Origin of the sequence: Rhodococcus sp. IEGM 1354 (assembly GCF_030056855.1) — a bacterium.
In the GTDB taxonomy this organism is placed as follows: Bacteria; Actinomycetota; Actinomycetes; order Mycobacteriales; family Mycobacteriaceae; genus Rhodococcoides.
The window spans coordinates 726,268-742,650 of sequence record NZ_JASHKT010000001.1 but is presented as its reverse complement, the minus strand read 5'-3'; the positions used below and the strand labels follow the sequence as shown (position 1 = coordinate 742,650).

Annotated in this window: 13 protein-coding genes; 3 read left to right on the top strand and 10 right to left on the bottom strand. The window is 57.0% G+C overall.

The features are described from left to right. Positions 1-14: 14 nt before the first annotated feature. The 9 genes from QM588_RS03705 to QM588_RS03670 form a co-directional block, all read right to left on the bottom strand. Positions 15-2,681 (bottom strand): oligosaccharide flippase family protein, encoded by a 2,667-nt coding sequence (locus tag QM588_RS03705; RefSeq protein ID WP_283311838.1) that lies wholly within the window; start codon positions 2,679-2,681, stop codon positions 15-17. Continuing rightward, entirely contained in the window at positions 2,681-3,832 is a 1,152-nt protein-coding gene (locus tag QM588_RS03700) for a polysaccharide pyruvyl transferase family protein (protein ID WP_283311534.1), read from the bottom strand. The genes QM588_RS03705 and QM588_RS03700 overlap by 1 nt, the downstream gene beginning before the upstream one ends. An 81-nt stretch (positions 3,833-3,913) precedes the next feature. Further along, positions 3,914-4,894, bottom strand: a complete 981-nt coding sequence (locus QM588_RS03695; protein ID WP_283311532.1) for a glycosyltransferase family 2 protein — start codon at positions 4,892-4,894, stop codon at positions 3,914-3,916. Between the two features lie 53 nt (positions 4,895-4,947). Then, positions 4,948-6,048: a glycosyltransferase gene (locus tag QM588_RS03690; protein WP_283311530.1), complete on the bottom strand. Its 1,101-nt coding sequence runs from the start codon at positions 6,046-6,048 to the stop codon at positions 4,948-4,950. A gap of 97 nt (positions 6,049-6,145) precedes the next feature. After that, positions 6,146-7,231 (bottom strand): glycosyltransferase, encoded by a 1,086-nt coding sequence (locus QM588_RS03685; RefSeq protein WP_283311529.1) that lies wholly within the window; start codon positions 7,229-7,231, stop codon positions 6,146-6,148. Next, positions 7,231-7,491: an acyltransferase gene (locus tag QM588_RS25775; RefSeq protein WP_442972865.1), complete on the bottom strand. Its 261-nt coding sequence runs from the start codon at positions 7,489-7,491 to the stop codon at positions 7,231-7,233. Before QM588_RS25775 ends, QM588_RS03685 begins: the two co-directional genes overlap by 1 nt. A 571-nt stretch (positions 7,492-8,062) precedes the next feature. Next, positions 8,063-9,571, bottom strand: coding sequence for a sugar transferase (locus QM588_RS03680; RefSeq protein WP_442972856.1), 1,509 nt, complete (start codon positions 9,569-9,571; stop codon positions 8,063-8,065). A gap of 491 nt (positions 9,572-10,062) precedes the next feature. Next, complete coding sequence (locus tag QM588_RS03675; protein ID WP_283311527.1) at positions 10,063-11,382, bottom strand: UDP-glucose dehydrogenase family protein; 1,320 nt, start codon at positions 11,380-11,382, stop codon at positions 10,063-10,065. A 212-nt stretch (positions 11,383-11,594) separates the two neighbouring features. Next, entirely contained in the window at positions 11,595-13,115 is a 1,521-nt protein-coding gene (locus QM588_RS03670) for a sugar transferase (protein ID WP_283311526.1), read from the bottom strand. Between the two features lie 605 nt (positions 13,116-13,720). Between QM588_RS03670 and trpS the strand changes: the two genes are divergently transcribed. Continuing rightward, the gene (gene trpS / locus QM588_RS03665; protein ID WP_283311524.1) at positions 13,721-14,767 is read left to right on the top strand and encodes a tryptophan--tRNA ligase; all 1,047 of its coding nucleotides are present in this window, start codon (positions 13,721-13,723) and stop codon (positions 14,765-14,767) included. A 46-nt stretch (positions 14,768-14,813) separates the two neighbouring features. Here the strand turns inward: trpS and QM588_RS03660 are convergent, their stop codons facing one another. Beyond that, a complete protein-coding gene (locus QM588_RS03660; RefSeq protein WP_283311523.1) occupies positions 14,814-15,185 on the bottom strand; it encodes a VOC family protein in 372 nt (123 codons plus the stop codon). A 281-nt stretch (positions 15,186-15,466) separates the two neighbouring features. On the opposite strand from QM588_RS03660, the gene QM588_RS03655 reads away from it, so the two are divergent. Both QM588_RS03655 and QM588_RS03650 read left to right on the top strand, forming a co-directional pair. Further along, a complete protein-coding gene (locus tag QM588_RS03655; protein ID WP_283311522.1) occupies positions 15,467-16,057 on the top strand; it encodes a hypothetical protein in 591 nt (196 codons plus the stop codon). A 98-nt stretch (positions 16,058-16,155) separates the two neighbouring features. Next, positions 16,156-16,353: a hypothetical protein gene (locus QM588_RS03650; RefSeq protein WP_167326485.1), complete on the top strand. Its 198-nt coding sequence runs from the start codon at positions 16,156-16,158 to the stop codon at positions 16,351-16,353. Positions 16,354-16,383 lie beyond the last annotated feature (30 nt).

The window sequence follows — 16,383 nt, the reverse complement described above, 5'->3', positions numbered from 1 at the left end:
GGTGAGGCCGGCCTCTATGATTTGGCTGGAAAGGTAGCAGATCTGCTCCGACGCCCCTCGGTACCATCAATCCACGCGCGCGAATCACGAATAGGATCGTTTACCGTTTTAAGTGGACTGGTCAGGAACAAAATCACAACCGGGATTACAACAGTCGCTAGATATGGAAATGGGTGCGAATAGTTCATTGCCCACAAGTGCCCAATATAGTATGCCAGCACAAGCGTCCAACGAGCAGATTCGACCGCCCTTCTTCGTATCAACTGAGCTATAATTGCAAGAGCAAAAAAACCGCCAAAAACGCCAGCTAAACCGAAATCCATGTAAAACCCACCTATGGAACCGGACGCCAAACCAAACCCGGAAAAGTCCAGACCTATCGACTCCTTCAGAAAGACACCTGCCGATTCTTGCTTTCCCGGCAACGGAGTCAGTAACGGGGAGAAAAAAACTGCACCCCAAGGATGCGGTACTGAATCAGGGAAGGTCCGAATCACCGCGTCCACGGCCTCACTTGTTCCCTTGAAATACTCAATCACAGGCCCGAATATATAAAACTGCTCCGAAACACCTTGCCGCCTCAGCGTTGAAAGATAGGACGAACCGTAAGCCTCAAGCCCTCTCGTAAACCCGATCCACGAAACTAATGTCAGCCCCAACAAAGCACCCGGGATAGTCACCCACACTGCTTTCGGCCTACGAATAAGCAAGTACGAAACCACACTAACCAAAGGAAATATATACAAACCCCTATTTCCGAATAAATACAATATAGCAATAGACAGAACACCGAGCCAGAATAATCCATCCCGCCTCACAGCACGTCCGAGGTCTACAACGCGGCTAATGCCCACAATCAAAACCGACTGCAACGCAACAACCATCACAGTTCCAGCATAGCCGTTAGAAATGGCACCAAGACGTGCTGTCAGAACGTCGCCCGAGAGTACCGGAACTCCATTGACTGCGAGCAGGCCAACCGCCACGACAGAACCTAGTAAGAAAACCGCAGCGTACCGTGAGAATCTAACCTCCGGCCTCGCTTTAGTAATCGGAACATCCGCGACGGAGGAATACACGAGCGAGCCTGCCACAAACGATCCAGCCCCAATTACTACTAAGACTGCCTGAAACGATGAAGTCTCGGTTCTTGCAAAAAACAGCGAACCCATATTGTATACGATAAAGACCGGAAGAAAGTACACCGCAACATTATTACGCGCAACGCCAGACTTGAGCAAGGGAAAGCCGACTAGTAGAACAAGAACACTTATTCCAGCATAGATTGCAGCAACCGTGAACGAATTATTCATTGTCGACATCGCTACAGTAGCACCGAAAAAGCAGGAAACAAGTAGGAACGCCACCAGAACGCCTGCTGAACTGATATTCCTCAATATTATCTTCATTTTGTAAACGCCCTTAGAATCAGTTAGGTGCGATTCAGTCTGCCTCGACTGCCGCACGAACATCGAGAGGAAGAAATACGTCGCTGACGCTAATACACCGACGAGGGCTATCAGTTCAAGAGATTCGTAACCAGCGACAGTAACAATTAAGCCGATCTCGATTAGGAGAACAAAAATGGACACGACGCTCATGGCGTGGGCGCGACCCATCGTAATAGCGGCCTGCACATTTACGGTCGAGGACGCGAAGAGGACGACGCCGAACGTGAGAATTCCAGCAATCGGCGCTGACGATTGATACGCGGACCCGAACAGAAGCGGAACAGCAAGAAACGCTCCAACACTCCAAACCAGACCAAACACCAAACCAACGGAAAGAACAAGAAGGGGATCTCGCACCGAGTCCGCAACTAGCCGACTACGGGACTTACCGGCAGCAACCTTAAGCGAAAGCGTATGGACGAACGGAAATACAACAAAAGCGTAACTAAAGGCGACAGTATAGAGACCAGTAGCGTAGGCTCCCAGAATCAAAGCACAAAGCAGCTGGTCTACGCGGAGCAACATCACGTCGCCAAATTGTCCGGGGAGTGACTTCAATGCATAACGAAGGTCCGCCTTGAGTGCACCACGGTAGACGTCAGGCGCAAATTTCCTAGACTTCAACTTGATGGATCGCGCGCCGCCAATTATCACAAATTGCGCCAACTGACTCAGTATATAGATGAGACACACAGTGACTATTGACAATTGACCCCATGCTGCCAGTCCCACAATCCCAATTCCGGATACCGCGGCACCTGACATTTGGTATCTAGCGACAAGATCGGTCCGGCCGTCCCCGACCGCCAATGCAAGTATGGTGGCTCGTACAGCGCCGAAAAAAGACAAGAGTAGCAATGCAAATATTGCCGCCGATTCACTTATCGACATTGATGAAAACCACACTTGCACACTAACCACCGTCAGTGTCAGTGTAATTAAAAGAACCCAAGGATTGTACCTTGAGGCAGCATAGCCAGCGCTTTCCGAATCCACGCCTTCAGCGGCGAGACGTCTCGCCGCCGCGGGCATTCCCATCGCAGCAGTGATCGGTATAACCGCTACCAAAGTCAAGGCGACGCCCAAGTAGCCTCGGTCCACGGGACCAAGCGACCGTGCGAGTATTGGCCCAGTAGCAAGCTGCACCGCAAATGGTGAATACTGCGCAAGCAGCAGGAAGATGAACTTATTGTCCAGTTTTGAGCGGAGTCCGACCGCACTTCGCCGCATCATGCAGAACCAATAAATATGTCAAGCATGGAACGCGTGGCAGCACTACTCAGTTCGGAGAGTCTGTCACCCAGCTCAGCAAGATCGGCTGGGTCCCGGTTTCTACTTGACAATACGGAGTCTGCGATGACTGACGGCGCAACATCGCTGTAGGACACATCGGCAGCCCAGGTTTGCAGGTAGGCGGTCAGTTTCGGAACTCGATTTAGGCCGACAACTGGAGTGCCATAAGCAAGCGCCGTAATCGCACCATGCAAACTTGAGCCGACATAGCAGTCTGCACCCGCGATCGGCCGAGCAACCTCAAAAACATTATTTGGACTAATAAGTGAAACATTATCGACGTCCAATGCACGTTTGATCTTCCGAAGAGATGTCATATCGGAGTGGCCGCCTGCTAGGCCGATCGCTAGCAAGTAGACGTGGTCAAACGAGTCGGCGAGTACTCGTATACTTCCAAAAACATCATCTTCATATTGAGAACGTAACCAATGTCTCGAACACTGAAATACCACACTGCCGGGTTTCTTCGGAAATCCAGGCATAAGCTTTTTGATAACAGATGCTGAATCGGGTACTAAAACAGAGTGAACGCCCATCTCCCGCAACAAATCATTGCCAGTTTTGTCGCGCACGCTTACGTATGACGCCGACTTTAATGCGTCTACAACATAACTTCGGTCAATCTCGGACATACCACTCATACTGGTGGCACCCACAGCATTATAAACAATTGGAACACGCCGCGCTGTGACCGCGTCCGGTACAAACGGCAGCCTCCATTTACCTCCTGCGATTCTCCGCACACTCGACGAGAGCTTTGAGCGGGGCACGAGGCGGCTTAACGCCGCAGCGGGCATGTCGAGCACACTTGGAAGCGAATGCCAGGCAAGGTCAAACCATGATGCACCGAGAACGTCCCCGCCCGCCACGATGCACCCAGAGACGCCTGATTCTGCTTCAAAATATTCTCGGAGTGCGCGAGCGCTCTCAGAAGGCAATGTGCCCCAGGCACGCCCGGATGCGCCGTGCAGTGCAAAGTGGCGCATTGGCGAATTGCTGACCTCATTCCACGCCGCATCGAGCACCAGTGGAAACAGCAAGTCGCCGTAATTGAACCGGTCAAATGCACCGACGCTTACAAGATTCATGGTAGTGAGCACTTCCTAGCTGGTGATGCACTTCGTATATCCATAGGTGGCCAAATGATACCGCGCCTAGAACTTGACTGTTCAATCCAAAAACGGCGCATCCAGCTTACTTGGTTGCTTGCTGACTGCCCTTGCAAAGGTGAGGGCTCGCCTCGCGGAGATCCCGTCCGGTCCATCAGGAGAGTGCCCGATCCTCGACCTGCCCATGTACAACATCGCCCGTGCGTAGAAACCGCCCGCCACCACCACTTTCCAGGCAATATTGGATAGCCTCCCGCCGGAAATTTTCCACTTATATAGGTCAAACAAGTTCTCGATCCATAGTGTATTGGGCTTGCCAAAGTCCTGTGACCCTGAGCTTTCACCCAATGCGTGCGTCGCGTCGAAGTCCGCACTCATAACTACCCTGAGTCCGCATTCTCTCGCTCGGAGACAGAACTCAATGTCCTCGGCATACATAAACCAACGGTCGGAGAGGCCACCTAGTGAACTCCATAGTTCACTTTTAACCATCATGCACGCACCCGAAACCCAATCCACGTCGCGAGTGTTCAGCCCGTGGACATGAAGCAAGTAGGCACCCTCGAAGGTTCTGATCCGGTGCGAAAATCTAGACAACCCGGAGAAGTGGCAGAGGACCCGCCACAAATTGGGTTCACGGCCCCCCTCACGAACTGTCAGATGCCCAGCCGGTTGCCTCAAGGTGGGTGCTATGACGCCAATTGAGTCATCCGAATGTAACGTCTTGTACATCGCAATCACAGTACTTCCGCTGATTATTGCGTCTGGATTGAGTAGCAGGATTGCATCGCCGGAGGCTTCCTCTGCTGCGCGATTAACCGCGCCTGCAAAGCCAAGATTTCGATCGTGTTCGATAACTTTGACGTTCTTGTATTCTCGCTTCATTAACTCGACAGTGCCGTCAAGGGATGCATTGTCAAAAACAATTACCTCGATCTCCGGGTTCGATTGCAAGAGTGACAAGCAATCTTTGATGACCGCCGAGCTATTATAGGTGACTATAATAGCGGTCACTGCGACGCTACTACCTCTAAGACTCATGACAACTCTCCCTAGCTTCTGCCATTAAAAACACTTCGCGACACGCCACTCGGCTACCTCTTCACTGAAGAGCGAAGGAGATCTGAGTATTTTTTGCACACCGAATCCCAGGTGTAGTGCACTTCCTGTCGAAGTTTTGCGCCTTGGCTAAGACTGGACATAAGACTGGGATCCGACAAAACGCGCATTAACCCGTCGGAAATGCTCGCAGCAGTGGGTTGCACAAACACTGCCGAGCTATCCAACACCTCTCGATTGAAGACCGTGTCTCGTGCGACGATAGGTGCCGAACATGCCATAGCCTGGACGAGCGCGGGATTAGTACCACCGACGCTATGCCCATGGAAGTATGCGCCTGCGTGCTGCCATAGCGCGAATAACTTCGCATCATCACTCATGTGGCCAAACCAGTGGATATTCTCGAACTGGGAGGCCAATTGATGCGCTCTTGAGTCTAGGTCACCACCGTAACCAGATGACCCGACAATAGCCACTGGCCACTTTCTACTGACTTCCTCCGCTGCATCGAAAAACTGCTCGATAGTATTTTCTGGAACAAAACGAGCAACCATGAGGACATAGCCACGATGGGGGAATCCATCGACAGGTTCAGACTGCGGCGGTTCAGCGCCTCCGTATGGGATGAAACTGCCATCACGACCAAACTCTCTATCCCATTTTTTTCCAATTTCGTTCGCGTCGAAAACCAGCTTGTCGGCGTACTTCGCAGTCAAAAATGCACCCGCTTTGAAAGCACCCTTCGCTGCTTGTCCCCACTTTTCACGCTCCCATTCAATCCCGTCGACGTTTACGACCGTCGGCACTCCCCTCGCTTTTAGAATGGGTAACCAGAAACCGTTTGCAACGTTCATCACTAAGGCAACGTCTGGCTTTGTTCGTGCTGCATGGACGGTTGAAGTCAGTCCGTACGAAAGCGTGCTAGCAGACTTTGATTCTATTCCGCGCGTAATCACGCTATTGATTCGACTGTCTGCAGGTTCACCGTTTGCCAACACTTTGGCATCCCGGCCATAGACAGTCACGTCCCAATCGTCTTCTGCCAGGTACGGGCATAACTGCCGCAGCAGGGTTTCAAATCCGCCGTAGAAGCTCGGATAGCCCCGCGTCCCGATGATCGCAACTGACCGTTTCACTGAATGTCTCCGATTCTAGTCGCACTAATTGTAGGCCGAAGGTCGTTCTGCACTCCGCAGTGAAATCGCATTACATGCGCCTCTAGCGTCTACTAATTCACGTTTTCCAGACTGCCTCACGTATTTCGTCGTGGAACCGACGTACTCCAAATTTTTTCTCAAAACGCGGGTACGCATTCAAAGCCCGGTCTGCAATATCATCTCGTGTTAGGGCAGCAAGCGCCGACTTCCAGGCCTCGACGCTACCTGTTTCGACCAGATATCCCGCTTCGCGTCCAATAATCTCAGGCAATCCACCACTGTCGCTGCCCATTATTGGACGTCCGGCTGCCAGTGCTTCAATGGCTATAGTTGGCAGAGGATCGGGTTTGATGCTTGGCACCAGCACCAAGTGAGCGGCGTCAAGGTACTTTCGGACATCAGATGTTTGACCTACCACCGTGACGGATTCTCTTCGCTTTAATTTCGCGACAAGCGCAAGAACATCAGTGGCCTCGCCATTAACTGGGGCGTTACCGAGAATAACAATGGCGAGGTCATCACGAGTGAGCTGGTCCCACGCTTCCAGCAATACCTCATGCCCCTTCCATGAGTTCCAGCGACTCGCCACTAAACAGACTATTTGGTCAGATTGATTCAGAGGCGTCGGATCATCAAATTCGAACCCATTGAGAATCACGTCTGTCTTGGTCAGAAGCCTAGCTGGCAATGGCTCACGTATTGCCTCGCTCACGCAGACTATTTTCCGAGCGAACGCGATAAAGGGCAATAGATACCTTGCTGTTACGGCATCAATGTACTCATGGAGATGCAGAATTGGCTTGGCTCCGATGATTTTTGCCAGCGGAAGCACGGGGGCCACTGCGGATGTGCTTACATAAACGATTGATGGCCTTAGGCATAGTAGCCGAAACCCCGTTCGGATGAATCGACCAACGAGGGCTGGCACAGCAGAAGGTGTAAGATATGATCGGCGCAGAACCGGCAATGCAACATGGCTAACTGGATAGCCCATTTCCAGAATCTTTGATGAAAGTTCTTTAAGTGGGTAGTCAATATCCGTGGGTAGCCAGACATTGACGTCCCACCCGTCGGGAACTGCGGAAAGAAATTCCAGCAATACCTTATCGGCACCGTACATCTCATCGGAGGGGTGGACGACCAGAAGACGCTTCTTCGTCACTAGCTTCTGCCTTTAATCGGCCTTGCCGGAACTCCGCCCACAGTTACCCCGGGCTCAACGTTCTTCGTAACAACTGCACCAGCAGCGACAACTGAGTTTTCGCCAATGGTAACCCCTGCCGTAATGGTCACCCCGCTAGCAATCCAAGCACCATCTTCGATAATTATCTTTCCCCATTCGACGCCTTGACTCTTCACCGTTTTCGAGGCATCCCCAATTGTGTGGTTTTCAGCGAATAGCCGCACTCCAGGACCAAGCATTACGTCCCGCCCTATCGTTATCCCACCGGAGCATCCGATGTAGCACTGTGGTCCAATACTACTTCCAGATCCAACCTGCAGACCGACGCCGATCTCTCGGGAGTAGTAGCTACTTGGTCGAATGAGGGCTCCCGTACCGATAGAAACGGTGTCGGCTAGCCTGATTCCGTCGCGGCTTAGACCTTGAATCTCCGCGAAGTCCTCAGCGACAAAGTCTGATCCAATATCGATGAATTGCGGATTTCGAACTCTGACTCCCGAGCCAATGAGGGGAATTCCGGTGCACGTTCGAAGTCGGTACTTTAGCGTGGCTCCCCGCGCGGCCATGGCTGCAGTCTTGCCTGCCAATTGACCGCTGACCAATTTCCACGACTGGTCTGACTTCGCTTCTGCAAGTCGATGGCGCTGGTCATGGACCAACCGGTCGATTAAAGACATCCAGCTCACATCTTCCTCTGGTCCAAGTCGCTCGTTTACCAATTCTTAGCAGCTTGAATTCGGTCACTCTTACCGCTCAGTAGGTACATTGTCCGCTACTCAATCTCGAACATTTTACATACCAGTTATATCCTCAGTATGCACCGTCTTGTCCAGTGACGGCCTTTATGGTTTTCGCAATAATCAGTAGATCTCCCACCATCGACCAGTTCTCGACGTACGAAAGATCGAGCCGGACAGTCTCTTCCCACGACAGGTCGGACCTCCCGCTGACCTGCCACAGCCCGGTGACACCAGGCTTGACAAGAAGGCGTCGACGAACCTCGCCGTTGTAGGTCTCGACCTCACGGCGTAGCGGAGGCCTCGGCCCCACCACACTCATCTCACGCCTGAGCACGTTGATGAACTGCGGAAGCTCATCCAGACTGAAGCGTCGCAGGATCTTGCCGACAGGCGTTACCCGCGGGTCATCGCGCATCTTGAACAGCACCCCGCCGGCACCCTCGTTCCGGTCGAGCAGATGTGCAACCTGCTTGTCCGCATCGATGGTCATGCTGCGGAACTTGATCATCGAAAACGGTTTGCCGTCGATGCCCATCCGTTCCGACTTGTAGAACACCGGCCCGCGACTCGTAGCTTTGACTGCAATCGCTACCGCGAGCAGGATTGGCGAGATCACCACCAGCACCAGCGCGGCGAACGTCAGGTCGAAGGCGACCTTGCTGAATCGCGTCGCACCGTTGTACTGCGGCTTTTCGACGTGAATCAGAGGGAACCCTGCGACTGGCCGCATCACCAAACGAGGGCCGGCAACATCAACGACGCCGGGCGCGACCACCAGGTCGACGTTCTTCTTCTCCAAGTCCCAGATCATCTTGCGAATGCCCTTGTGCCCGAGATGTTCGGTGGCCGTCACCGCGACCGTATCGGCACCGCACTCGTCGATTGCGGCGAGGACGTCTCTTTCACTACCTAGTACCGGAATATCTGCACCCTCGACGTGAACGATTCCATCACTCGGCACCTCGTAGCCAGGCATGCATATTCCCACCACTGCGTAGCCTGAGGAGGGCGAACGCTCGAACGACTGCGCCATCGAGACCGCGGCCGATCGGCTTCCGACGATCAGCACCGACGTCTTGTACTTGTCTTCGCTGCGGAGTCGAGTGACCACCTTGCGCCACAGCCAGCGACTGACTAGTAACGCCACCAATCCCACGGGAAGCGCGATGGCCAGGTACAGCCGTGCAAAGTCGACACGGAAAAGCAGGGAGACGATGGCGATGACACCGAAGAGCCGGAAGGTGGCCGACACGATGCGGCGGTACTCCTCGGCACCGTTGCCGATCACCCGCGTCGACCGGGTTCGGAAGATGGCGAGAAACGCGATCCACACACTAGCCACCGCGACGGAGACACCGGTGTAGATCGCCGAGTTCGTCAGTCCGGTGGTTTCTACCCCTCCGAAGCGAACGATCTGAGCCAGAGCAACGGACAGGACCACAGCCAGCACGTCGGTCACTCGAAGACGGGCGATGTACTGGCGTTCCCACACATGCCGCGATGTCAGCTTGCGAGTCTTCAACTCCCCGGACCGCGAGGATCCCCAGAGTGAGCGTGGTGCCGCCTCGACAGATGCCACCTGCTCCCCTCCTTCTGCGCGTCTGCGTCCACCTCCGGTGGACGCTGGTCTGACATCCGAACCAATCCGGAATGCGACTGGTATCGATTTGGAATAGTCCCACGCTGCTATGCGAAGCACCACGCGAGCGGCGCAGATCACAGATGAATAACAGCGTCCGTTCGGTTTACCACACATACGCTGACGAGGCGAAACAGGTGGCTGGGACTTCCAAGGTGTAACCGCCGCGAGGTCCAAAAACGTTACACACGAGCACGATCGACGCACTTTAGTGACCACTCACAGTGTTCAGCGCTGTTTATCGGGTGATTTACCCGCCAATTGAGGCCAAGACCGCTTCTAACAAACATCAACACTAGTCGATGAGTGCAAAGCAATACGTTCGTCTCGTAGTCGGTGTGCGTTAATGCAATTTACAGATACCTACGAGCGCAACTGGCCGACAATTCATTCCATCGAATGAATTGTGCGATCGAATTGCCTGGTCGAGCTCAGGGACGACCTAAGCCTCGGTAGTTCCACCCCGCCGCCCGCCACTGCTCCGGGTCCAAGCAGTTGCGGCCATCGATCAACTTCTTGCTGCGCACCACGCCGTCCAGGTCGCCGGGAACGAGAGCCTTGAACTCTTTCCACTCCGTCAGCACCAGCACCACGTCTGCACCCTCGCAGGCCTCGAGAGCGGTGTTGTTGTAGGTCAGCGTGGGGAACAGCGCCCGGGAGTTCTCCATGGCCTTCGGGTCGTACACGTTGACCGTTGCCCCCTGCAGCTGGATCTGCCCGGCCACGTTAAGGGCCGGTGAATCACGAACGTCGTCGGAGTCGGGCTTGAAGGCCGCGCCCAGCACCGCCACCCGGGCACCGAGCAGCGAGCCGCACGCCTCCCGCGCAAGCTCGACCATGCGGGTGCGTCTTCGCATGTTGATGTTGTCGACCTCGCGGAGGAACGTCAGCGCCTGATCGGCGCCGAGCTCGCCTGCCCTTGCCATGAACGCGCGGATGTCCTTGGGCAGGCAGCCACCGCCGAAGCCGATACCCGCGTTCAGGAACTTGCGGCCGATGCGCTCGTCGTGGCCGATGGCGTCGGCGAGGACGGTGACATCTGCTCCGGCCGCCTCACAGACTTCGGCAATGGCGTTGATGAACGAGATCTTGGTGGCCAGGAACGCATTGGCCGAGGCCTTGACCAGCTCGGCCGTGGCCAAGTCGGTCACCAGGAACGGGATCTGTTCGTCGAGCAGCTGCGCGTAAACCTCGCGGGCCAGCTCCTCCGCCCTGCCGGGCCGCTCACGATCGACACCCAGCACCAGACGATCCGGGCGCAGAGTGTCTTTGACGGCATAGCCCTCGCGCAGGAACTCGGGGTTCCAGGCCACCTCGACGCCATCGCCTGCCGGGGCTAGTTCGCGGGCCATGCTGCCGAGCCGCTCGGCGGTGCCGACGGGAACTGTGGACTTACCGAAAATCACGGCCGGCTTGGTCAGCAACGGTGCGAGCGTCTCGATAACTGAGTCGACGTACTTCATGTCGGCGGCGTACTCGCCCCTTCGCTGAGGAGTTCCCACACCCAAGAAGTGCACCTCGGCGAATTCGGCAGCTTCTGCGTAAGACGACGTGAAGCGAAGACGGCCGGCAGCGATGTTGCGCTGCAGAACCTCTGTCAACCCGGGCTCCCAGAATGGCACCTCACCAGATTCCAGCTTGCGGAGTTTGGACTCGTCGACGTCGACTCCCAGGACGTCGTGTCCCAGCTCTGCCATACACGCTGCGTGGGTAGCGCCCAGGTACCCGGTTCCGAACACTGTGATGCGCATACGTCGGCAATCTCCTCGGTCTCGAACGCAACCCTGACGGTTCCGCAGTATCGGGTCGACATTGTGAGCGCCCAAAGACAACGTCCGGACAATGCCGGCTGAATGACAAATGAGCGTTGAGGAGTTACCCGGGAGTCCGGTAGCCAAACTGAGCGACTGTCAGAGAGATACGAACATAACGGAACACCCGTGGGCCAATTCATCCAGCTCCGTCAGTACGCGCCTTCGCTCTTGGCGACCGCAACCGCTGTCTTCGCGATGATGAGCAAATCGCCTGTCATGGACCAGTTCTCGACGTACGAGAGATCCAGACGCACGCTCTCTTCCCACGACAGATCAGATCGGCCACTCACCTGCCAAAGGCCGGTGATGCCCGGCTTCACCAGCAATCGTCGCCGCACTTCGCCGTCGTAGGTTTCGACTTCACTGCGCAGCGGCGGCCGCGGACCCACCACACTCATCTCGCGGGTGAGGACGTTGACGAACTGCGGAAGCTCGTCGAGGCTGTATTTGCGCATCACCTTGCCGACGGATGTGACGCGGGGGTCGTCACGCATCTTGAACAGCACGCCCGCACCCTCGTTGAGGGCAGCGAGATCCTGCACCCGCTTGTCTGCGTCCTGCACCATGCTGCGGAACTTGATCATCTGGAACGGCCTGCCGTCCATACCCATTCGCTCGGACTTGTAGAAAATCGAGCCCTTGCTGGTGAGCTTGATGATCACGGCGAGGGTGAGCAGAATCGGCGAGATCACCAGCAACATCGACGCGGCGAAGACGAGGTCGAAGGCCGTCTTCCCGAATTTCTTTGCCCCGTTGTACTGCGGCTTCTCGACGTGGATGAGCGGGAAGTCCGAGACCGGCCGCATCACCAGTCGCGGGCCGGCGACGTCCATGACGCCGGGAGAGACGACGAGATCGACTTTCTTCTTCTCGAGGTCCCACACCATCTTTCGGAGCCCGTGATGGCCGATGTGCTCGGTTGCCGTCACCGCGACGGTGTCTGCGCCGGAGACCTCGATGGCCTCGACGACGCTGTGCTCGTCCCCCAGCACCGGAATGTCGATGCCGTCGATCGTGAAGGACGCGGCGCTGCTGGGCTCGTAGTTGGGCAAGCAGATGCCGACCACGCTGTAACCCGCGCCGGGCGAACGCTCGAACGACCGAGCCATCGACAACGCCGAACTCTTACTTCCGACGATGAGCACCGCCGTCTGATACTCACCACGCGCACGCTTGCGAGCGACCACCTTGCGCCATCCCCATCGACTCAGCAGCAACCCGATCAGGCCGACGGGAAATGCGATGGCGAGATACAGACGCGCGATGTCGAAGCGAAACAGCAGAGACAGAATTGCCACGGTGCCGAAGAGGCGGAACGTGGCCGAGACGATGCGTCGATACTCCTCCGAGCCATTGCCGATGACCCGAGGGGAACGGGTGCGGAAGATGGCGAGGAACGTCGGCCACAGCAGAGCGAGGGCACCCGATACGCCGATGTAGCCGGCAATCGACCATGGGTTGCGAAAGTCGATCTCACCGAAACGGATGATCTGCGCAACCGTTACGGCGAGGAGCACCACGAGTGTGTCCGTGATGCGCAATCCATCGATGTAGTGCGACTCCCACTCGCGACGCGAGGTCACCTTGCGCAACCGCCGAGCGTCGCGTCGAGACACGACCGATCCCAGCGCGCCCGAGCCGCTGATCGTCAACTGATTCCCCTTATGCATCCGCTGTATCGCGCCCTGCGCGATCGACACGACTGCGTGCCACCCCACGGAGCAGACTAGCTGGTCCTACTTGCTTTGTCCTGATGGAGATCGGCAGATAGACGCAGGTCGTTACATTTTTTTGCGGGATTGCCTCGACGTGTCCGCTACGTTGCAGACGGCTCTCGGAACTCCCACTCGGGAGGTTCCCGCCCATTCATTAGCTCCGAATCATCGAATCGAAGTCAAGGGTTGTCGGTCGAACGGCGCACCGGAACAGGGCGGCCCATTCCGATTCGGCCGGCTCGTAGATGTTCGATCCGTGAGGTGTCCGTCGAATGGTCGACGTCTGAATAGCGGGACCGAGGGTTCCACCCAGGTCGCCCGAAGTGCGATCTGTTCCGGCCGCCCGGAGGCCTGCATCGCCCACGGAGGTAGCAGCTCACGGCACAGCGTCGGTCGACCTTGCTACCCTGCCGGAATGATCGACATTCATCAGGCTTGGTGGTGGCTGCGCTAGCAGCCCGGTCGACCATGTCCTGCGGGCTGTACTTCAGCCCGCCGGTCTCTCGAACGAACACGACGCGGCTGAAAACAGCCCGCCCATTCGTACAGAGAGGTCTTCGATGAGCACCGACACCTACATTTCCAGCGTCGAGCGCAGCAATGTACTCGCCACCGATATTGCCGCTGATCCGGGCAGGTACCGCACGCTGACCGGGGAAAGGCCCACCGGGCCATTGCATCTCGGTCACCTGTTCGGGACGATCCGAGAGCGCGTGCGACTGCAAGACCTGGGCGTCGAGACGATGATCGTCCTGGCGGACTACCAGGTGATCACCGACCGCGACGCAATCGGGCACGTGCGACAGCACGTGTACGACGCAGCTTTGGACAACATGGCGGCCGGCATCGATCCCGACAGATCGACCATCTTCACGCACTCGGCGGTACCTGCCCTCAATCAACTGATACTGCCCTTCCTCAGCTTGGTGACAGAGGCCGAACTCCACCGAAACCCGACCGTGAAGGCCGAACTCGCAGCCAGTGGTCGTGTCCTGAGCGGCCTGTTGCTGACCTATCCGGTACATCAGGCGGCGGACATCTTGTTCTGCAAGGCCAATGTGGTTCCCGTCGGTAAGGACCAACTCCCGCACATCGAGATGGCACGGGTCATCGCACGGCGATTCAACGACCGCTACGCCGCGGTATTCACCGAACCACAAGCACTCCTGACCTCGAGTCCTGACGTTCCGGGACTCGACGGACGCAAGATGTCCAAGAGTTTCGGTAACGCGATCACGCTGTCGATGACACCGGACGAGACAGCTCGGGTTGTACGTAGAACGGCTACGGACTCGGAGCGACACATCTCCTACGATCCGGACACGCGACCGGGAGTGTCGGCGCTGCTCACTATCGCAGCACTGTGCACTGACGCAAGCCCGGAATCGATCGCCGCCGATGTGGGCTCAGCAGGGTCGAGCGCACTGAAAACCCTTGTGACAGAGGCGGCCAACTCATTCCTTGCCGGGCATCGTCGTCGTCGCGCAGAGCTTGCCCTCGATCCCAGCTATGTCCGGTCGGTAGTGCGTCGGGGGAACGAGCGTGCGAACGAGATAGCCGAGCAGACCCTGGACGAAGTACGCAGGGTCATGGGCACCCACTACTGAGCCGGTCGGCACTGACGCACGCACAATTCGGAAAAAGCGGTTGCCTCTAGGGGAGGGGCTGCCCGACGTCGATTCGATTCCCGTCCGGGTCGCAGAAGACGAAGCCACGAAGTCCGTAGTCCGCGTCGCGCAGCCGTTTGACGACGCGCACCTGGTGTTCGATCAGGTGCTCGTAGAGGCCTGATGCATCGTCGACCATCAGGTGAGCACCGTTGTGGTGGCCAGCTCGGTGGCCGCTCACCAAGGTGAGGTGCAGCTCGGCGGCGTCTCGCCGGAGAATGACGAATCCGGTCGGGCTGCCATTGGTGAAGGTCACGGTCATACCGAGAACGTCGCGGTAGAACTCGATCGAGTGCTGTATATCGGTGACGGGAATTGTGGGTGCGATGCGGCCGAAGCCCACGGTGGTTGCGCTCATGATCGATCTCCTTGCACAGAGTTCGGGCGGCGAGGCGGTGCTCGCGTCAACCCTGTCTCTGGGCGCGGTGGCCCCTGATCGAAGTGTAGACAATGAGCGCACCATCGCGTCACTGAAGCACTGCTCACCCCGTCAGCGAGATACGTGCGAGGCGACCGGTGACGACGTCGTCTGCCACTACCCTTTGGGCATGCGTCGCGTCGGATCGTCCCTATTTCTGATGGGCGTCGTGGTCGCGGTCGCGCTTCCCTCCCGGCGTCATGGCGTCGTGCGCGTACGAGATGACCCCACCCGTAGGTCTGTGGTTCGTCGACGACTCCGGCGAGGCATTCCGTCCCGCATGGCCGGCGAGCCCGTGTGGTCTACAGAACGGACCGATCGAAGCACTGGCCGATCTCACCGAGGTATCCAGAACGTCGCACTCGACCGGCTACGACGACCGATACACCATAACCTGCCAATCCAGTTCTTACGCAGATGGATTCGCGAATACCACCCCCGAGGAGGTAGCTGCCGCCGAGGAACGCGATGATCCGCTGGTTCCCTCCTTGGTAATGCCGATAGACGACGTGGACCGGCTGCAGTTGTGCACGGTCGCCACCGCGGAACCGCCAGTCGACGCGGTCGGGTCCCTGACGACAATGAGCCGAGCGGACAGCACTCGGCTCGTCAGGTCGGTGGCGGACGCGCCCATCGCGCCGGCGTGCAATCAGAGCAGTACCCGTATTGCATCGACCGAACGGCGCAGACCCGACGGCTCGGGCCGCTCCTTCGTATCCTTCGAGCTCGACGGGTGCCAACGCGCCTCGGGATTCGGCTACTACCGCACCATCCCGGCGGAGGCCATGGCCGCGCTGACCCGTACGGGGTAAATCCTGCGTGGCCTCCGCACTGGGCGCTCCACACGTCGCGGTGAGCAATTAGGCTGTGTCCGAACTCTTTTCTGCCGAATCAACGAACGGATACCCCTATGGCCGACAATCCACAGAAGCCGAATGCCGGGACGTACGTGCTGTACGGAGTAGTCGCGGGCATGTTGGCAGGTGTCATCGTCGGCGTTCTGATCGACAACCTCAGCATCGGGATCGGCGGAGGCATGTTCGTCGGCGCTCTCGTGTCGTCGGTGTTCATTGCCCGCATGAACCGACCCCCAGGCTCGGGCCGCTGAACGAACATGCCGGCCTCGCGTCGGCTTGCA